This is a genomic window from Longimicrobiales bacterium (assembly GCA_028823235.1).
GTDB lineage: Bacteria > Gemmatimonadota > Gemmatimonadetes > Longimicrobiales > Gaopeijiaceae > UBA2589.
In genome coordinates, this window is sequence record JAPKBW010000018.1 from 1 (window position 1) to 20019 (window position 20019).

Sequence of the window (20019 nt, forward strand, 5' to 3'; positions counted from 1 at the left end):
AGTGGCTTTCTTCGGAGCAGCCTTCTTAGTGGCTTTCTTCGGAGCAGCCTTCTTAACGGCCTTCTTCGGAGCAGCCTTCTTAGTGGCTTTCTTCGGAGCAGCCTTCTTGGCAGCCTTCTTCGGAGCGGTTTTCCGTGCCGGACGCTTCTTCGCTCCGGAAGCCTTATTCGATGTCGGCTTAGCTGCGGCCTTCTTCTTGGGCGCAGCCTTCTTCTTGGACGCTGGTTTCTTTTTCTTCGTAGCCACGACATGCCTCCGGAACTGGGTGTGTCCGAACGGGAATTCAGGGGAATCGTTGTTACGAAACACCAAACGATGATTCCGCGCAATAGGGATGAGAGGCATGTGCACCGTATACAGTGCTGCCCCAGACTTTCCGCTACGATATCTCGTGCGATAGGTTCTTAGAAACGCATTGGGGATGGGGGGCGTAACGTGCTGACACCGACAGACTTCCTGCACGCACTCCGGGAGCGCGGCACAGTGCACGTAAGATGCGTGCGCTTTCGCCACAACCGCCACACGGTGTGGTCGCTGACACAGCGAGGTACGGTGTTGAACGTCCACGCCGCCTACCGCCGTGCGACACCAAGCCTGCTGGACGCGTTCGCCAGAATAGCGATCGAGGGAGGTATCACTTCTCGACATTCGCGCGCAGCCGCCGAAGAAATCAGTGACTGGCCTGACCTCAAGACAGCCCTCGCCGACCTGCGCCGGCAGCACGCAGACCGCACTGCAGGCTCAGTAGGCGGTGGCGCTGCACATTGTTGCGCCACTCCGGATCAACACGCCTACCTACGGACCTTGTATCACTTCTTCAATACCACTCGCTTCGACGGACGGCTTCCAGACAACGTGCCTGTTCGGCTCAGCAACCGAATGAAGTCAGCCCTCGGTCATATGATGCCGGGCGTCACGAAAGACGAAGAGCGTCGAGTGACCGAGATCGCGCTGAACGTTGACCTCATGCTCCCGGGGAATGGAGCGGAGCGTGCCGACACACTTCTCCACGAGATGGCGCACGTCGCTGACTACCTTGAGTCGGGGGGACGCGGTCACGGTGCATCCTGGAAGGCATGGGCGCAGGGGGTGGGTTGTCGACCCACGACACTGTATGACCGGCCAGTCCGATACCGGAAGCGGCGGCGGGATGCTGTCACGCGCGTTCCGCCTCTCCCCGCCGCGCTGTCCGCCCAGAGGTCCGCGCTCGCTGAAGCGGCTACTCAGGCCTAACGCAGTGCCGTCGCCTCTGGGCATCGGCTGATTGCGGATCGTAACAGTCCTCGCGGCACGTATACGACGCACCCCCCATACGCACACTTTCTAAGAACTCGCTGCGACTGAACCGGTCGACCTTTATCATGGGGCGCTGTTTTTCGAGCGGATAATCCCGACGAGGCCGAGATCCTGTCCGACTCTTACACGACGGGACCTAGCGGCCAGCCCCATCCCGAGCGAGGGCGACGACATTGTCGATCGTGAATCCGAACTTTTCGAAGAGAATTTCTGCCGGTGCGGACGCACCAAAGTGATCGAGCCCAATAGCCTGCCCACCGTCACCGATCCAGCGGTGCCAGCCGAATGTGCTTCCGGCCTCGACAGAAACGCGAGCCGACACCGAAGGTGGGAGGACCTCGTCTCGATACGTCTGATCCTGCTGACCGAAGAGGAACCAGCTCGGCAGACTCACTACTCTCGTCGGAATCCCATCGGCTTCGAGCACCATACGCGCGTCGACGGCCAGGCCAAGCTCAGTTCCACTCGCCATGAGAATCACCTCGGGTTCTCCACCCGTGGCCTCGGCTAACACATACCCACCGCGGCGAAGTCCGTCTGCAGACGCGAGCACATCTCCGGAGTTCTCGTCCGCTGCGGCACTTCCCTCGCGAGCGAGCACGGCCACCTTCTGGCGGCTCAACGCCAGGAAGGACGGGCCGTTCTTTCGTTCGATCGCAACCCGCCACGCCACCTCCGTCTCAGGGCCATCTCCAGGCCTCAGATCCATGACGTTCGGAATCGCGCGCAGCGCCGCCATATGCTCGACCGGCTGATGCGTGGGGCCGTCTTCGCCGAGACCGATCGAGTCGTGCGAGAACACGTACACAACCGGCTGCTCCATCAGCCCCGCGAGACGAATCGCCGGCCGCATGTAGTCGGAGAAGATCAGGAACGTCCCAGCGTAGGGGCGGACACCCCCGTGCAGGGTCATGCCGTTCATGATTGACCCCATTGCGTGCTCTCGGACGCCATAGTGGACGACCCGACCCGCCGGAGTAGCCGGCAGCAAGCTGTCAGCTCCCTTGATATCAGTCTTGTTCGAACCACCTAGGTCGGCCGAACCACCAATGAGGTTCGGCATGCCTGCGGCGAGTCCCTGGATGACTTTCCCTGACCAACCGCGCGTGGCATCGGCAGAGGTAGTCGCAGCCAAGTCAGGCACTTCTGCGTCCCACCCGTCCGGCAATCCACCAGCCATCACCTGCTCGTACTCACCCGCGAGATCAGGATGAGCGGACCGGTAAGCATCAAAGCTCGCCTGCCATTCAGTCTGTGCAGTCTTTCCCTTCGGCACGCACGAGCTCCAGTGCTCACGAGCCCCCGCATCGACGTGGAAGGGCTCGGTCGAAGGGTAGCCGAGGTTCGCCTTGGTCGCAGCGATCTCGTCTGCTCCCAGTGGCGTACCGTGCGATGCAGACGTCCCGGCCTTTCCGGGGCTCCCGTATGCGATGGTCGTGCGGAGGACGATGAACGTCGGGCGGGCGGTCTCGGCCTTGCCTGCGGCTATGGCCGCGTCGATCGCATCCACGTCGTTTCCGTCTTCGACATGGAGCACGTGCCATCCGTACGACGCGAAACGAGCGCCCTGATCAGTAGAGGTGGAGAGGTCGGTCCCGCCCTCGATGGTGATCCGGTTGTCATCCCAGATCCAGATCAATTTCCCGAGCTGCTGATGGCCCGCGATGGCTCCTGCCTCATGCGAGATACCCTCCATGACATCACCGTCGGAGCACAGCGCGATCGTGTGGTGGTCCACGACCTCGTGTCCCGGCCGATTGAACCGCTCCGCGAGCCAACGCTCAGCGAGTGCGAACCCGACTGAGTTGGCGATCCCCTGCCCCAATGGACCGGTGGTCGTCTCGACCCCAGGGATATGTCCGTACTCCGGGTGCCCAGCCGTGGGCGAGCCCCACTGCCGGAAGTTCCGGATATCTTCTTCCGAGACCTCGTAGCCGCTGAGGTGCAGGAGAGAGTACATGAGCATCGACGCATGCCCGATCGAGAGAATGAAGCGGTCACGGTCCAGCCACTGCGGATCACGCGGATTGTGACTCAAGTGACGATGGAAAAGCACATATCCCACCGGGGCCAGGGCCATCGGTGTACCCGGGTGCCCGGAGTTCGCCTGCTGTACGGCGTCCATCGAAAGAACCCGAATCGCATCGATCGCCAGCTGTTCGGTGCTGTTCATGTGACTCGCTCGTCAGAGTAATCCCTGGCCTAACCCATCCCGACCGTGGCGTTAGCCCACGACAAAATTCACGAGGCGTCCCGGCACATAAATCACGCGCCGCTCCTGGACCCCCTCCAGATGCCGACGCACATTCTCGTCGGCCCTCGCCGCAGCGACGACAATCGCCTCCTCGGCGTCCTTGGGCATCTGGATCGCAGCACGCCGCTTTCCGTTGACCTGGATCGCGATCTCGATAGTGGACTCGACCGCCTTTTCCGGGTCAAAGTCAGGCCAGTTTCCGCCATCGAAGATGCTGTCTTCATGCCCCAGGCGTTCCCAGAGCTCCTCTGCCATGTGAGGCGCAAACGGAGCAACCATGACGATCAGCGGCTCGACTTCGGCCCGTGCGGCGGAGCGTCCCCCGGATCGAATCACGTTTAGGCACTCCATCAGTGCCGCAATCGCCGTGTTGTAGCCGAGCTTTGGCAACTGGTCCGTCACCTGGCGAATCGTCTGATGAACCTTCCGTTCCACTGCCGCGTTCGGCTCTCTGTCACCGGCAGAGACCACGGTGTCCCAGAGGCGATGCAGGAAGCCGTGTGGCCCCTGGATCCCCTGCGGGCGATAGTCACCACCCTCCTCGAACGGCCCCAGGAACATCAGGTAAGTGCGGAAGGTGTCCGCACCGAATTCCTCAATAATCGGGTCAGGGACGATCACGTTCCCCTTGCTCTTCGACATCTTCGTGCCGTCGGCAATTATGAGCCCGTGCGCCCGGAAGACCTGGTACGGCTCTTCAAAGTCGATATGGCCCAGGTCCTTCAGCACCATCGTGATGAACCGTGAGTAAAGCAGGTGCAGCACGGCGTGTTCATTCCCACCGATGTACGTGTTCAGCGGCAACCACTTCTTCGTGATCTCAGGATCGAACGGCACATCGTCGAAATCTGCAGATGGGTACCGGATGAAGTACCAGCCCGAATCAAGGAACGTGTCGGACACGTCAGTCTCCCGACGCGCGCCTGCTCCACACTCCGGACACGTCGTCTTGTACCACTCTTCGACCCGAGCCAGAGGGCTGATCCCTGAATCATCGGGCTTAAAATCCTCAACTCGCGGCAGAATGACCGGAAGCTGATCCTCGGGTACCGCGACCGGCCCACACGCCTCACAGTGAACGATCGGAATAGGAGGACCCCAGTATCGCTGCCGCGAAATGCACCAGTCATGGAGGCGGAAATTGACCTTCGCGTCACCCCATCCCTGCTCGGCCGCCCACGCGGTGACCGCGTCCACGGACTCCTTCACGTCTATCCCGTCGAACAAACCGGAATGCACCAGCCGCCCAGCGCCAACGTAGGCTTCCGTCAGTGGCGTATCGGCATTGTCGTCAGGACCCGCGACGACGCGAACGATCGGCAACTCGAACTGCTCGGCAAACTCGAAGTCACGACTATCGTGGCCGGGTACCGCCATGATCGCGCCGGTCCCGTACTCCATGAGCACGTAGTCGGCGACCCAGATCGGGATCAATTGTCCCGTCGCGGGATTCCGACAGAAGCCACCCGTTGGCACACCAGTCTTCGTCTTGTCGGTCTTCTGTCGGGCCACGAGGTCCTTCTTCGCGGCCTTGTCGACATACGCATATACCGAGGGGCGCTGGCCGTCGTCAGTGACCTCCTGCACGAGCGGATGCTCAGGAGACAGAACAACGTACGTCGCCCCGAACACCGTATCCGGACGTGTCGTGTAGACCTCGATCTTCGTCCCGGTGGGCTCCCCGGCTGCGTCGACCACGGGGAAGTGGAGCTGGGCCCCCGTACTTCGGCCGATCCAGTTCGACTGCGCCTTGACCGTCGTGGTCGACCAGTCCAGGTCCTCGAGATTGTCGAGCAGGCGCTGTGCGTATTTCGTGATCCGGAAGAACCACTGCGTGATGCGTCGTTGTTCGACAGGCGTACTGCAGCGCTCGCACGCTCCTCCAACGACCTGCTCGTTCGACAGCACGGTCATGCATGAGGGACACCAATTGACCGGCGCCTCCTTCTGCTCGGCCAGCCCTGCCTTGAAAAACTGCAGGAAAATCCACTGCGTCCATTTGTAGTAGGACGGGTGGGTTGTATCGACCGAGTGCTCCCAGTCGAACATGCCGCCGATACGGCGCAACTGTCGCGTAAAGTTCTTGACGTTCGACGGGATCAGATCCATCGGATGCGTGCCGATCTTCAGTGCGAAATTCTCGGAGTGAATCCCGAACGCGTCGAAGCCCATCGGCTCGAAGACCGTCTTGCCGAGGAGTCGCTGAAAGCGGCCGTGCGTGTCTGCGCCTGCGAATGCGTAGATGTTGCCGACGTGAAGTCCCTCTGCGGACGGATACGGGAACATCATGAGGTTGTAGAACGGGTCCTCCGCGTTCCTCAGCTCCTCACGCGTGAGCGTGTTCGTGCCTCGCTCTTCCCAGAGACGCTGCCACTTCTCTTCGACTTCCGACGGGTTGTACCCGTCTTTTTCTTCGTGGGCCATGATCAGGCGGACTTCGTGACCGGCAGCGAGTTCATGGCCGCCGAGTCAGTACATGAGGACCACAGCGGGTAAGGCCGGTGATCCGAAGGAACCGCAAAGCTACATGGCGCGGGAAGTCGTCCCAAGGGGCGACAGCCCCGGTCAGATACGCCCCAGCTGTATCGTCAGGACAGCAGCCCGCGCGCCCGAATCGAAATCGTACATCATGGCCGCGCCCGTCAGCGTCATTTCGACATCGTTGTCCACGATGTCAAACACGTCGCCTTCAATGGTCAGGGTGCCAACCGTGATATCCACCGTCCCGCCGCCGGAGACTTCCATTCCCGCACCATCGGCAAACGTGGTGCTGATGATCGGAGGCCTCGGGCCGTAGTCAACCACAGCAGTGAACATCGCGCCGTCTCTTGCGACGAGATCAACTGACGGCTCTTCACCGGAGACGTCACTGTAGACGTAGCTCGACGCGACCCACAGACCGGAGATATCCCCGATGGCGAACCCCAGGACCGTGTCCGGCTGACAACCGGTCAGCGACACGCACGTGCTGACAATCAGGAGGTAACTCGTTCGCATCAAATCAGGTCTGTACGGGATCGGGACTTGGTCCAGCGCCGCGAAGAGTCCCGCAGCGACTCACTCATAGTGTATCTTCCGAGACAATGTCGAAACCCAAGAAAAAGATCTCCGGCGCGAGCCTGCGCAACGCGTTCGAAGAGATCATATGGCCGCGGAAGAATCTGATCGGAATCGGATTGATTCTGATCGTCATGAACCGCCTTTCAGGACTCGCCCTCCCGCTCGTGTCGCGCTACATCATCGACGGACCCACGACTGGCGATACCGACCGCCTTCCCTTCTACCTGAGCATTGTCGCAGGAGCTATCGCGATCCAGGCGTCGACGTCATACGCGATGACGATGCTGCTCAGCGTGGAGGCACAGAACCTCATCGCGAACCTGCGGTCACAGGTGCAGAAGCACGTGCTGCAGCTTCCCGTGCGCGTCCATGACAACACCAAGACCGGTGAACTGGTGTCCCGGATCATGGATGACGTCGAAGGTGTCAGAAACCTTGTGGGGACTGGACTCGTGCAGCTTGTCGGCGGGACGATCACCACGATCGTTGCGTTCGTATTCCTCATGCGTACGAACGTCGCAATGACAGGTCTGGCCCTCGTGCCACTCGCCGCGTTCGGCTTTGTGTCCATAAGGGCGTTTCAGACGCTGCGCCCCGCCTTCCGCGAGCGTGGAAAGATAAGGGCGGAGGTCATTGGCCGCCTGACTGAAGCCCTCGGTGGCATCCGGATCATCAAAGGATTCCACGCGGTCGACAAAGAGGGGGACATCTTCCTGGAAGGGGTCATGAAGATCTTCGCAAACGTGAAGACGACCCTCACCACATCGAGCCTGGTGACGAGTCTCGGCACGTTCTTCATAGGCATGGCGAGCGTTCTTATTCTCGGCTACGGAAGCCTTCTTATCGGTCAGGACCTGCTCACCGCAGGTGAGCTCATTTCGTTCATTCTCCTGCTCGGTTTCCTGATTGCCCCGGTCCTCCAGATGGCGAACATCGGGACCCAGATGACCGAGGCGTTCGCTGGACTCGATCGTACTGCGGAAGTCTTGGGCTGGCCCCAGGAAGACGATGACCCGGAGCGTACGGTGACGATGCCCGCGATCACGGGACATCTCGTATTCGAGGACGTCCGCTTCCGGTATGATGACGACAAGCCGGTACTGCATGGTGTTTCCTTCGAAGCGACGCCAGGCATGGTCGTGGCACTCGTCGGAAGTTCCGGTTCAGGTAAATCCACGATGGCCGGGCTCGCAGCGACGTTCCTGACGCCGGACTCAGGTCGCGTGGTCATGGACGGTGTCGACCTGCGCACGGTGAACCTCGCGAGCTATCGGAAGCAGCTTGGACTGGTGTTCCAGGACGACTTCCTCTTCGACGGGACGATTCGAGACAATCTCCGATTTGCGAGCCCCGAGGCGACGGACGCGGAAATCGATGACGCGGCAGAGAAGGCTTATATAAGGGAATTTTCCGATCGGTTCCCGGACGGCCTGGAGACGATCATAGGCGAGCGAGGGGTCAAACTGAGCGGTGGTCAGCGTCAGCGCGTAACAATCGCACGAGCCCTGCTCGCCGACCCACGTGTTCTGCTCTTGGATGAGGCGACGTCCAGCCTCGACACCGAAAGCGAAGCTTTGATCCAGGCGAGCCTGGACGACCTGCTTCGCGACCGTACCACCATCGTGATCGCACATCGCCTCACAACGATCCAGCGAGCAGACCTGATCCTGGTGCTTGAGGGCGGAGAGGTGGTCGAGCGCGGCAAGCATGATGATCTCATGACGGCCGAGGGCCGCTACCACCAACTCTACACCGTGCAGGCACGTATCTAGCACCCGTCTCAAGGGCGGTAACCTACCAGTCCCCAGTGATGGCCTGCACAGCTACCACTTCCGGCGGGAGGTCACCGGCCGTCATCGTCGATAAGAACGCGGCACAAAGTCCTGAGCGGCTCATCGAACCTGTTTCCCGGAAAGCGGGTGGGCACGGAGAGAGCGAAGGGTCAGCGATTGGGAGCTTCCGTGCCTTCCCAGGCACACCCCGTACTTACATCAGCTCCGATTTCAACACGCGCGGTCCAAGTGAAGACCGCCCCAACCATGCTGTCGCTACAGGGTCCGGCCTCGAACACGGCCCGTATCCTGATGGCTTCGGGACCGGTGGCTCGGGACTCGTAAGCCCAACCGTCCCCGAACCGAGTCGGAGAGGCGGGTTCGAATACCGTCTCAGGGATGTCCGGCGTGGACAGGAAGATCCCCGAAGGCGTGACCCTGAGGTGCCAGAACGGCTCCTCGCCGGAAGCTCGAAAAGCGAAAGTACTCACGTCCTCGCCGCAACCAAAACCCTCAGTCGCAGGCGCCGCGCGTCGGAGTTCCCGCACGGTCAACAGTCCCTCATAGGCAGCACCGAACCCGGTCTCGGGCGCCGGGCCCGAAAGGGCCTCGACCTCCACGAAGACAGGCGCATAGGGCTCTCCACTGAGCGCATCGTACACCTCCACCAACTCTCTCGTCGGGATCACCCAGAACTCACGGTCTTCTGCGCAGGGTTTGATGCTCCGAACCTCCAGACCCAAGACGAGAGACCCTCGGACTAAGGAGACACCCGAGGCACTCGGAGTGGGCTCGCTGGCGGTGACCGAGGCCGCCTCACTTTCGCCATCTGACACCGGCTCGCACGCAGCAGACCCTAACGCGACCGCGATCGCCGCGAGAGTCGCGAGCGGTCCCTGTCTGGACACACTGGAATTCTTACTCACTTTTCCGTCAGTTAACCTGGACCTAGCGGCAGATCCCGTTGAACGCGACGAGCATGGCCGGGATCCTGGTTGCAACATCATCCCCCGGGCCAAGCATCACATCACGAGACACGCAGCGCGGCCCAAGCGTGATGTCGAACTCCATGTGCACCGAGCGAATGCCGTCCATGGGATGGTAAAACGTCTTGGTCTGGTTCCCACGGAGGGATCCAAGGCGCTCACGCTGCCCGTCCACAATCAAGTAGACACGGGCGTCCTCGAGCTGCTGGTTCTGAATTTCGATCGTGAGAACCGTCGAGACATCGCCACTGAAGGGCTCGGGTGGGGGAGTTGCTACGCCGCCGCCGCATGCCGAACCCATGATGGCAAGGGCCGCTATCCCGAACACACTCGGTACAGATTTCGAAGACAGCATCGAAGAAACTCCGATTTCAAGAATTCAGAAACGGCCCATATCTGATTCAAACTGAATGACGAGTCAAAGAAACGCCATTGCACATAGGTCTTACTCGCCTAAGGTGAATAAATTACTCGTCCAGCGGGGAGCCCCTACTCGGCCGTGGCGGAAAATATGTCAAGCGGCGGCACCAAGCTTGATCAGCCTCGAAAGATCGATGCCAACCAACACCCGTCGGGGCCCATCTGAATGACTCGAAATAGTCGGGACGCGGCCAGAAAGACGGCCGCAACCAGATTCAGGGAGAGAATTCGAAGTCCGATGTTGGCTGTGAGGCAATCCAGTACAGCCGAACTCCGATTTGCCGCGTGGCCTCCGGACCACCAAAGGTCGATCATCGTCTACAGGCTCCCGTCGTCCGCACACGCGATACATCGGGGCTTCCTAGGGCAGCTCGCCAACCACGCCCTCGATAGAAGCGGAGAGCCGACCGCATGGCCGCCCCCCTCAGACAGCCCAGAATCGGACCGTCAGATCTCAGCCTTTCATCAGCCGATAATGAAGCCGGCCTTGAATACGATCGGATCGTTGTCGAGGTCCGGGAGGGATGGGTCGTCCTCAATAAACTCCACCGAGCCCTCGAGGAACAGCCTGCTGATCTGAACGCCCAGCCCGACAAATCCAACGTTCTCCAATCTTTCCAAGCCGCCGAGGCTCGTCGCGCTGCGCTGATAACCACCGAGGAGATACGGGGAAATAACCGGGACCGGGACACCGAGCTTCCCCATGACTGACGCCGTGTAGTACGACACCTCGGCATCGTCCGTAAAGAAGTAGGTGCCCATCGCGTAGACGCCAATCGGAAACATTGGCACCTCAAGGCCAAGCCGGGCACCTGCGCCGAACTTACCGTTCAGCCCCAGAGTGTTGTCGATGGCGTCAGCGAAGCTTGAGACCATGGCCACATGAGGAGCAAACTTTAGCTGTGCGTCGACTGGCTTCGCCGAAACAGCGAGCACCCCGGCCACACCCAACACAAACACGAGACGTCGCACTAGGAATCTCCCTTCAGAACGAAACATACGCATACGAACAAACAAGTGGCCACGGAAGTTCATCCGCAACAGATAGCGCTTACCGGGCACCCCCACCGTACGCTCCATCGGCACCTCCGGTTTCGATAACTTTGGGGAGATCGAAAACCTAAACATGGGTTGCCGGTTGGCAGAGCATCTATGCTTAGGCAGCCCGGCAAGATCACCTAGAGTGGAATCCTCAAACCTTCGGTCGCGATTTCGAAGCCGCGAGACCGTACTTCCGCCGCTTCGGGGCTGTCCTCGAAGATGGCCGGATTCGTGTTGTTGATATGCGTGAAGACGACCCGGTCGCCCGACTCAACACGTTCTTGAAGCACATCCATCGAGTGTGGCATGAGCGGATGCGGAATGTCTTCGATATTTCGACCCGGCACTTCCGCACCTGAATAGAACGACCCATCGAGGAGGGCGGTGTCCACGCTCGCGACGACATCGGCTACGTCGAGCTCCCACCGTTCCCAAGAGTCGATGTCGGGCAGGTATAGGACGGTCTGGCTCGGTCCCCGGAACATCCACCCTACCGTATCGGCATACTCGGGGCGGTGCGGCACGAGGAGCGCCCGGGCCTCGAGTTGCGGGTCGATGTGTGTCCACGCGTCGGGCGTAATCGGATAGAGATCGAGACGTCCCTCACGCACCATCAATTCCCAGGGACCGTTCTCCCTCAGGTAGGCCGCCATTCGCTCAGTGCAGTACGTCGGCGTCGGAGCCATGCCGAGTCCCTCGCGCCCGAGGACGGCGAGACCCGCGTAGTGGCCGATGTGGGCATGGGTCAGGAAGATCCCATCGAACGGCCTTCGCTCCCCTGCCCTCGTCCGAAACCTGGGCTCGTCAATCAGGTCTAGCTGTCTGGTGATGTCCGGTGTCGCATCGACCAGGTAGAAGCGGTCGGCATCAGGATTCACGAGTGCGAGTGACGATGCGAAGCGGGGCTGCTCACGCTCACGAGCCTTGTTGCAGCGGTCCGCATAGCAACCGACCTGGGGCATCCCGGCATCCTGGGCGATGCCGAGCACGATGGCATATGGGTCAATGGCAATCTTGCTCGCCATCCGCATCGCAGCCGACAGCCCCGCAGGCCCTGCGGCGAATCCGACGCCAGCCATCCCTAGCGTCCGCACGAAGTCACGCCTTGAAGAGTTCATGTCGACAATCGAACCGACGAGTTACGGATCCGCGAGAGGCCACGTACTTTCCGAGAATCCAAAGTGTTCACGTGTTACCCCCCTGCGAGCCATGGCCAAGAAAGAATCCTTCGACATCACGACGAGTATCGATCTCCAGGAAGTCGACAACGCTGTAAATCAGGCGACCAAGGAGACGCTGACTCGCTATGACTTCAAGGGGACGAGTTGCGAGATCGACTTCGATCGGGCGACCAGTTCGGTGAAACTCGACGCAGACGACGAGTACCGTCTCACGCAACTCCTCGGCGTTGTGAGGGAGAAGCTCGCCCGCCGACAGGTACCGCTAAAGAATATTGATGAGGGCCCGGTGGAGGTCGGCTCACTCGGGCGTGCACGAATGGTGATCAGCCTCAAGTCAGGTATCGATCAGGAGACCGCCAAGAAGATCGTGAAGGACATCAAGGACGACGGCTTCAAGAAGGTGCAGGTACAGATCCAGGGCGAGGAATTGCGCGTCACCTCCGCGTCCCGAGATGACCTTCAGGCCGTAATGGCGTTTCTGAAGCCGAAGGACTACGGGGTCGAACTCATGTTCGGGAACTACCGGTAGCGGGGACTCCTTGCTGTGTCTCGCGCCCATTTTCGTCTTGTCGATCGCAGTCGGCGCTCGCTCGTCACACACACCTGCACAGTTGCCGGATGCTACCGAGGCTTATGACGATCCACATCAATGGAAATGTGGCATCGACGTTCACCGTCGACGTCCTGTCGTGACTCCGTGACCCAGTCTCTTGCGGAGACGGTCGACGCGCTTCGCCGTCGAGACATCACCGCACGACAGCTCGTGCAGGAGGCCGTCGAGTGCCATAAGGCGAGGGACGGAGCGCTCGGGGCCTACAAGCACTTCGACGCCGAGGGAGCCCTGACTCAGGCTGCCTCCGCTGACGCGGCCCTCGACGCGGCCGCGATCAAAACCAGAACCCCACTCGCCGCCCCCGCCCCACCACTGTGCGGTATTCCCATTTCGGTGAAGGATCTGTACGGCGTCGAAGGCATGCCGAGCTTCGCCGGCTCGGCTCGTCAGCTGCCGCCGGATCCGTGGTCGCAAGATGCCTGGATGATCGAGAGACTCCGTCGGGCAGGAGCTGTCATCGTAGGAAAAACCCACACAGTCGAGTTCGCATACGGAGGCGTGGGGTTCAACCCGCATTGGGGCACACCACGGAATCCTTGGGATGCCAGGGTGCCGAGGATTCCCGGCGGATCGTCCTGCGGGGCTGGTGTCAGTCTCTGGGAGGAGTCAGCGATGGTTGCCCTTGGCTCTGACACAGGCGGATCCATACGCATCCCGGCCGCCTTTACCGGCGTGGTCGGTCACAAGACCACGAAGGGCCGATGGCCAACGGACGGCGTGGTCCAGCTCAGCACGACCTTCGATACCGTCGGGGCGCTTACCCGTTCGGTCGAGGACAGCGTCCATTTCTTCGGATCCGTTGATCCGCGGTGGAGCGACCCATCCCTGCTCATGGAAGCGCTCGAGACGAGCATACTGGATGGGGTCAGAATCGGATTGCCTGAGTGCACCATCTGGGAGGCGTGTCAGCCCGACATCCGTGATGTCCTCGAGAGTACACTCGAGGACATCGAGAGCGGAGGCGCTCGCCTGAGGCGAGTGGTCGCAACCATGCTGGACGACGCGGCCGACCTGTACATGAGCTCGGGGATCGGGAGGGCGGAGATCAATGCCTTCCTGCATGAGACCCTGCCAGAGTGGCCTCCCATCTTGCACCCTACAGTCGGTCAACGACTCGACGGGGCCCTGCCCTTGAGCTCGGAAGAGTACCGCGCAGCAATCGCAAAGCACCGACGAATGGCCGCGTTCGCAGACACGCTCTTTTCGGACGTCGACGTGCTCGTCCTCCCGGCCAATCTCATCACTCCGCCCCCTGTCGCCGAGATCGAAAACGATCTCGACCGCTACGCCGAAGTGAACTACGCGACGCTACGGCCGGCCTGCGCCATCAATCTTCTCGCCCTGTGCGCGATCTCGATTCCCGTCGGACTCGATGCGACCGGGATGCCGGTGGGGATGCAGGTCGTCGCTCGAGGTGGTGATGATGAGTTACTCCTTGGCGTGGCCCTCGCCATTGAGCGAGCCATCGGAAACGGGCACGATCGGCTGGGTCAGCCTCCCGTCCCCTCGCTGTAGATCCAAGGGCCGACAGACCACACGACAGAAATCGAACAGCCTTGGATATCATCGAGTGAATCCGAGGACCTATCCTCGAGACGAAATGATCCGCGGATCCCTAGCGGTCGCCCCCCCAGCTCGCCTAAACAACCGGGACAACGAAACCTTCAGATTTCTGATCGGCGGCGGACCCTACAAGACCGACATCACAGGATCCACCCCGATCAAACTCGGCGATTAATTCTGGTACTATCTAAGCCAGGCCGACTCGCTTGCAAATTCAGCCGATACTCACGTGCCCCTGGCAGGACGCTCGTACCCCTATCCGATCGGCTTTTTCGAGCGGAGACGGTCCTGCTGCTCTATGTAGGAGAGACCACGTGAGATCCAGTCCGGGGCGGGCTCGCCTTTCAGGTAGTGCGCGAACCACTGCAAAATCCGATTCTGGTAGTCGAGCTGGTTCGGCTCGCGAGCAAGTCCGTGGTTCTCCCCGTCGTAGGACAGGAGCACCATCTCTTTTCCGGTCCGTCTCGCCGCATTGTAAAATTCGACGCCCTGATTGTACTCGACCGCTCCGTCGTTCGTCCCGAACATCATGAGCAGCGGAGTCTCCATGTTCTGGATGTTGTGAACGGGTGAGTTGGCCTCATACGAGTCCCAGTCTTCCCACCACGGAACCTGCATCCGGCCTTGGCTGATCTCGAAGATCCGCGCGTCCGTGCCTCCACTGTTCCAGTAGTAGGAGAGGTACATGCTCATGAGGTTCGTGAGCGGAGCCCCCGCGACGGCTGAGGCGAATAGATTGTCCTGCGTGACAAAGAACGCGGTCTGATAGCCGCCCCAAGAGTGCCCGATCAGTCCGATCTTCTCTTCGTCAATCGGCGCCTGAGCCACGGCCGAGGCGACGGCTGGCCGGAGTGTCTCGACGTTCGACTGCCCCGGACGCCGGTCGCGGTACACGATGTCCGGCCTCAGGACGAAGTACCCGTCCTGGCTCCAGATCTGCTGGTTGTAATACTGCGTCGGATCCGGGATCTGATACTGGTGCATACCCTGCGAGAGTAACTCGTAGTGGTACACGATCATCGGGTATTCCTGAGACGGATCGTAGTTGGCCGGATACGTCAGAACACCCTGGAGTCGGCGTCCCCACTCGTTCACGTAGTCGACCAACTCGGTGCGCCCCCATGCATAGTCACCATGGAACGCATTCGTCGTTGTAACCTGACGTGGATCCGAGAGGTCGGGGCCGGCCACGAAGTAGTCCGGCGAGTCGCCGAAGGCCTCCATGCGGAACGCATACACTTCGGCGTCCTCAGCCTTGAGGAACGGCACGTTGAAGCCGCCGAACATCCGGTCCTCCCACACGAGCGTCTCCGGCTCGTCACCCGGCTCGGCGCTCGCGAACCCAGCGGCCTTCGTCCACTCGCTGTACATGGCATAGTAGAGATCTTCGTCTGCCGGGAAGCCTTCGCGATCCTCGTCACGACTTGCCACCCGGTACCTGATCTCATCAGGCGTGCCGTGGGTGAGTGCCTCACCGCCCGAGCCGTCGAGCTCCACCTGCCATACGTCCCACCGATCGTAAAGGAGAACCGCCTGGTCGTCCGCAAGCCATCCAGCGAAGCCGAAAGGCGGCATCTGCTCACGAGTCGGCGTGACATCCAGATTCACGAAGGCAGTCGCTACGCTCTCGGTCAGGTTGTGGGTCTCTCCTCGCTCGATGTCGTGGGCGAACCAGTCGTTACCGGAAAACCACGTGATGTATCGACCTCGGGGACTGCCACTACCCACGATGGTGACCCGTTCTTCGACGAGCATCTTCGCTCCAGTGGCGACATCGATCGTATAGAGGTCTGCGTACTGCTGCCGGAACATTGCTTCTTCGTCGTAGGGGCTTTCGTCGCGTCCCATGACGTGACGTCCGCCGGGCACCATCGACGTGATCTCAGTCAGGTCGTCACCGAGCTGAACGAAGGTGCCCGTGTCAACATTCCAGGCGGAAAGGAAGTTGATCTGACGAAGCTGGCGGTCACGAACCCGCTGGCCGGGGACCGGGTCGAGGTCCCGTGAATGCCAGATCTCGACGCCCGCCACGTCGTCGTCGTTGCACTCAACAGTGGCATCGTCGCTGCCCTCAGCTTCGTCGGACTCGCTGTCGGGCTCGTCCCCGGTGGACGCGCATTTCGGAGGCGCAGGCCGGCGAGCCTGAATCCCGACGAAGAGTGTCGCACCGTCTTCGGACCAGCTCGGGTCACGAAATTCGACGACCCGCATCGAGCCCGGGAAAGACGCATTCGTTTCCGGATCTAGCACGCGCTTTTGCAAGGCATCACCCTCGAGCCCTTGCCATACCAGCGCCACGTGCGCCGTGTCTTCAAACGCTTCGCTCTCCACGGTCCTGTAGACGACCAGGTCATCTGCATCATCGCGCCACGAGAGGTTGCGATACGTAGCCTCGGCCGCATCCAGAGAGCGGATTCGGCCGGAGGCTGGATCATAAAGGGTGATCCCGTTGCCAACGCGGTCGTCCGCATCGGTCGCAAGCGCGAGCAAGCTGCCGTCATCCTGCCAGGCCATCTCGGAAATGTTTCCGAAACTCATGTCCGAGCCTGAGGAAAGGTCGTGTACGACTACGTCGACGCCCTCGCTCTCCTTGTCCTCGGGCTTGTAGCGTTGGAGCGCCAAGAACCGACCTTCGCCGGAAAACGTGAACGATTCGAAATCATCACGTTCTGCCTGAGCGCCGGTCCCGAGATTCAGGAGCCCGAGCTTGTTGTACACCTGCTCGTCGCGTGCCTCCGCAGCATCCCGATCGTCTTCCGACGTCCCGATCGAATAGGCGACCCACTGATTGTCCGAGCTGAACGACGGACGGCTTCCAAATGGAACGATGACGACCGAGTCGGATGTCGTGCTGTGAATCCGCAGTTCCCCCTCATCACTCACTCGATCAATCGAGACGGCCATCCAGGCGCCATTCGGGGAAAGGACCCCGGCACCAAGTCGCTCCCACTGGTCGTAGTCGTCAGGTGTAAGGGTCGGCTTGTCCTGTGCCATGAGAGCGCCCGAGCTGACCAGGATGCCGACAACGGCAGCCGTGCACGTCTTTTGAATCATCATTCCATATCTCCTTCGATTTTTTCGAATGCTACTGCTCTACCGTCCCACGCGCTCATCCAGGATCTGGAAGAAATACTGGACGCCAATCAACCCGCTCGTCGCCCCCTCGGCCGGTCCGCCACGCTGGAGCATCAGCAAAGCGCTGATCGTCCGCGGCGACGTTGCTGTGGTGCTTAAGATCCTCGACGAGGAATACGGTGGCCATGCCGCCTCCCCGATTCATGGTCGACTCTGTGTCGGCCCTCGAGGGTAGCGAAGCTACCGACGAGATCGTCGAGAACCCGGTATTTATTCGCAAGTTCAAAGGGCCTGAGGAGCACTCTCGGCTAGCGAATGATCCGCAGGAACTTCGGGTCGGCATGAAGGCTTTCGAAATTCCCGTCTCGGGGCAGCATCGTGCGCCGCCCGGGATTCAGCTCGACGGCCTGGCTCAACGAGGCAAAGGCACCGTCGCGATCGTCCATCCGGAGCAGCACGCTTGCAAGTGCAACGTGCGCATTGTCGTTGCCAGGTGACTTCTCGACGGCAGCCTCAGCCACTCGGAGGGCTCCGGTGAGATCTTCAGCCTCGATCAACGGTCCGATATCACGGATGATCTCACCCGACCGCTGCAGGTCCAGAATCCGACGCAGTTCGGCGAGCGGAGTTCGATGGTCGTCGACACGGATGTCTACCACTCGGTCGTGGAAGGCCTCACGAACGCGAGGCGCCACCACGAGGATCGCACCCGACTGCATGCCGCGGGCGTCCCCACCCGCACCTTGAGCGGCATCGAGCGCATCCATCAGCCGTTCCGCAAGCGAGCCCGATGACGCCTGGAACGACGCGACCATCGCGTCGACGACCTCAGGCCCTGCCAGAATGTTGCCCTGAGCGCAGAAGTCCACACCGCAGGTGTGACCGTGCCAATCGTTCGTGCTCTCACCAGTCCACGCAGCTGTACGTCCCTGAATGTCGATGACGGCGTTCTGCCGTCTGTCCCGACCCTCATCCGACCGGACGAGCTGATCGAGCGCCTCTTTGGGAGAGTATCCACGCTCGATGAGGTCGATCGTCATCGGCCCGTACATCGGATTGGCCGAAGCCTGATGAGCGATGATCGCGACACCACCCTTGGCGGTCATCGCCCGATTCCCGGCACCGAACGCCTTCGACTGCACGCCCATGCCGAGCTCGCCAGTTGCTCGGTCGAGCGCGATGATCGAGAAAGTGGAGAGGTAGTCGTCGGTGTAGTCCGAGTAGGGATCGGCGACCTGCACTCGCTGGGCGAGGGCCCCTGTCGCCGAGGCCGCGTATGCGACCCCGGCAATCAGGAAGACTGTCTTCGACAGGCGTCCCGAGGCTCGACTGATCATCCGGCGGCCTGCATCTCCGCGGCCACCGCCTGAACCTCATCGAGGACGCGAAACAGGTTGCCGCTCCAGATCATCCCGATCTGCTCTTCCGTATAGCCACGGCGCACGAGCTCAAGCGTCACGTTGAACGTCTCGGACGCGTCGTTCCAACCGGTAACGCCGCCACCACCATCGAAATCAGAACTGATACCAACATGCTCAAGGCCGATCAGGTTCACCAGATAGTCGATGTGATCGACAAAATCCGACACGCCGACGGGAGGGGTAACCGGGTCCACCTCAGCCTCGACCCGTGCCGCAGCGGCATCCTGAACGCTCTGGTACTCGGCCATGAACGTCTCCTGCTCGGCCGGACTCATCGCGGACATGGCGCGGAACATTGCACCGCGGCCGCCGGACGGCATCTCGAAGCCCATCTCCTCAGCGACCTCGGCAATAATCGCTTGGGACGCCTCGTTGTGAGCGGTGTTTTTCCCAGGGCGCAGGTAGCTACGGAAGGCTACGGTCTGGATCACGCCACCGTTCTCCTTCAGTGCCATCAGGAGTTCGTTGTCCATGTTGCGGCTGACGTCGCCAACGGCACGGGCGCCCGAATGTGATGCGATAACCGGAGCGCGGCTGAGCTGCATCGTCTCGAGGTTCGCCACCTTCGACGGATGCGAGAGGTCGATCATAATGCCCCACTTGTTCATCTCCGTGACGACCTCACGGCCCAGATCACTCAACCCGTTATGGAGCCAGACGTCGTCCCTCTCACCCGTATTCGAGTCGGAGAGCTGGCTGTGGCCGTTATGGGCGAGAGACATGTAGCGGCCACCACGTTCGGCGAACTCCTGTACCCGGCCAGCGTCCATGCCGACCGGATAGCCGTTCTCGATCCCGATCATGGCGATCTTCTTGCCCTCGGCATCGAGCCGGCGGACGTCATCCGATGTCAGAGCGAGGCCGATCTGGTCGGGCGCGATCTCCTCGGTCAGCCGGTGGATCGCATCGAACTTCTCGACGGCCTGTGCATACGCATCGTTGAAGCCGGCATCCGTCAGCTCGCCCTGGCCGACGTAGACGATCATGAAGGACACGTCGAGACCACCAGCCTCCATCTTCGGCAAGTTCACCTGGTTGCCGAGATCCATCGTGTAGTTCTGCTCAGCAGTGAAGTTGGCAGCGCTGATGTCGTTGTGGGTATCCAGGGTGATCACGCGCTCGTGGATGCCTCGTGCACGAGCTACGAGATCGGCTTCAGATTCCTGCACGGGCTCACCGCCACCGCAGCCGACGAGCGTGGCCAAAGCCACAAACGGGAGAATGCGCGAACGGCGAAAGTAGGTGTCAGTCTTCATGCTCATCGGTTCGGTCACTGTGGGGTGGTTTGAGGAGCCCAAGATTGTACGCGACTGCCCGGATGCAGGCCACGGGCCCAC

The 20019-nt window shown here is 61.0% G+C and carries 16 protein-coding genes; 4 read left to right on the forward strand and 12 right to left on the reverse strand.

From position 1 onward, the window contains the following. Positions 1-246: hypothetical protein (locus tag OSA81_10580; GenBank protein MDE0899453.1), on the reverse strand; the 246-nt coding region annotated here is incomplete at its 3' end. A 189-nt stretch (positions 247-435) separates the two neighbouring features. Between OSA81_10580 and OSA81_10585 the strand changes: the two genes are divergently transcribed. Further along, positions 436-1233, forward strand: coding sequence for a SprT family zinc-dependent metalloprotease (locus OSA81_10585; protein ID MDE0899454.1), 798 nt, complete (start codon positions 436-438; stop codon positions 1231-1233). A gap of 199 nt (positions 1234-1432) precedes the next feature. Here OSA81_10585 and tkt read toward each other — a convergent pair whose 3' ends face one another. From tkt to OSA81_10600, 3 genes are all read right to left on the reverse strand, one after another. Next, on the reverse strand, positions 1433-3469 hold the full coding sequence (tkt, locus tag OSA81_10590; protein ID MDE0899455.1) for a transketolase: 2037 nt from the start codon (positions 3467-3469) through the stop codon (positions 1433-1435). 51 nt (positions 3470-3520) lie between these two features. Continuing rightward, positions 3521-5974: a leucine--tRNA ligase gene (gene leuS / locus OSA81_10595; GenBank protein ID MDE0899456.1), complete on the reverse strand. Its 2454-nt coding sequence runs from the start codon at positions 5972-5974 to the stop codon at positions 3521-3523. 141 nt (positions 5975-6115) lie between these two features. Continuing rightward, positions 6116-6547 carry a hypothetical protein gene (locus OSA81_10600; GenBank protein ID MDE0899457.1) on the reverse strand — a complete coding sequence of 144 codons (432 nt, stop codon included), beginning with the start codon at positions 6545-6547 and terminating at the stop codon, positions 6116-6118. 86 nt (positions 6548-6633) lie between these two features. On the opposite strand from OSA81_10600, the gene OSA81_10605 reads away from it, so the two are divergent. Continuing rightward, complete coding sequence (locus tag OSA81_10605; protein MDE0899458.1) at positions 6634-8382, forward strand: ABC transporter ATP-binding protein; 1749 nt, start codon at positions 6634-6636, stop codon at positions 8380-8382. A gap of 170 nt (positions 8383-8552) precedes the next feature. Here OSA81_10605 and OSA81_10610 read toward each other — a convergent pair whose 3' ends face one another. The 4 genes from OSA81_10610 to OSA81_10625 all read right to left on the reverse strand — a co-directional run bounded on the left by OSA81_10610 (position 8553) and on the right by OSA81_10625 (position 11947). Beyond that, positions 8553-9308: a hypothetical protein gene (locus tag OSA81_10610; protein MDE0899459.1), complete on the reverse strand. Its 756-nt coding sequence runs from the start codon at positions 9306-9308 to the stop codon at positions 8553-8555. A gap of 22 nt (positions 9309-9330) precedes the next feature. Further along, on the reverse strand, positions 9331-9723 hold the full coding sequence (locus OSA81_10615; protein MDE0899460.1) for a hypothetical protein: 393 nt from the start codon (positions 9721-9723) through the stop codon (positions 9331-9333). A gap of 530 nt (positions 9724-10253) precedes the next feature. Further along, entirely contained in the window at positions 10254-10868 is a 615-nt protein-coding gene (locus OSA81_10620) for a hypothetical protein (protein MDE0899461.1), read from the reverse strand. A gap of 98 nt (positions 10869-10966) precedes the next feature. After that, entirely contained in the window at positions 10967-11947 is a 981-nt protein-coding gene (locus tag OSA81_10625; protein MDE0899462.1) for an MBL fold metallo-hydrolase, read from the reverse strand. Between the two features lie 91 nt (positions 11948-12038). Between OSA81_10625 and OSA81_10630 the strand changes: the two genes are divergently transcribed. Together OSA81_10630 and OSA81_10635 are read left to right on the forward strand one after the other, a co-directional pair. Continuing rightward, positions 12039-12539, forward strand: a complete 501-nt coding sequence (locus tag OSA81_10630) for a YajQ family cyclic di-GMP-binding protein (protein MDE0899463.1) — start codon at positions 12039-12041, stop codon at positions 12537-12539. A 168-nt stretch (positions 12540-12707) separates the two neighbouring features. Continuing rightward, the gene (locus tag OSA81_10635; protein ID MDE0899464.1) at positions 12708-14138 is read left to right on the forward strand and encodes an amidase; all 1431 of its coding nucleotides are present in this window, start codon (positions 12708-12710) and stop codon (positions 14136-14138) included. Positions 14139-14441: 303 nt separating this feature from the next. Here OSA81_10635 and OSA81_10640 read toward each other — a convergent pair whose 3' ends face one another. The 4 genes from OSA81_10640 to OSA81_10655 all read right to left on the reverse strand — a co-directional run bounded on the left by OSA81_10640 (position 14442) and on the right by OSA81_10655 (position 19938). Then, positions 14442-17243 (reverse strand): prolyl oligopeptidase family serine peptidase, encoded by a 2802-nt coding sequence (locus OSA81_10640; GenBank protein MDE0899465.1) that lies wholly within the window; start codon positions 17241-17243, stop codon positions 14442-14444. A gap of 52 nt (positions 17244-17295) precedes the next feature. Next, complete coding sequence (locus tag OSA81_10645) at positions 17296-17466, reverse strand: hypothetical protein (GenBank protein MDE0899466.1); 171 nt, start codon at positions 17464-17466, stop codon at positions 17296-17298. A 103-nt stretch (positions 17467-17569) separates the two neighbouring features. Beyond that, positions 17570-18598 carry a DUF1028 domain-containing protein gene (locus tag OSA81_10650; protein ID MDE0899467.1) on the reverse strand — a complete coding sequence of 343 codons (1029 nt, stop codon included), beginning with the start codon at positions 18596-18598 and terminating at the stop codon, positions 17570-17572. Beyond that, the gene (locus OSA81_10655) at positions 18595-19938 is read right to left on the reverse strand and encodes a dipeptidase (GenBank protein ID MDE0899468.1); all 1344 of its coding nucleotides are present in this window, start codon (positions 19936-19938) and stop codon (positions 18595-18597) included. Before OSA81_10655 ends, OSA81_10650 begins: the two co-directional genes overlap by 4 nt. Positions 19939-20019: the final 81 nt, after the last annotated feature.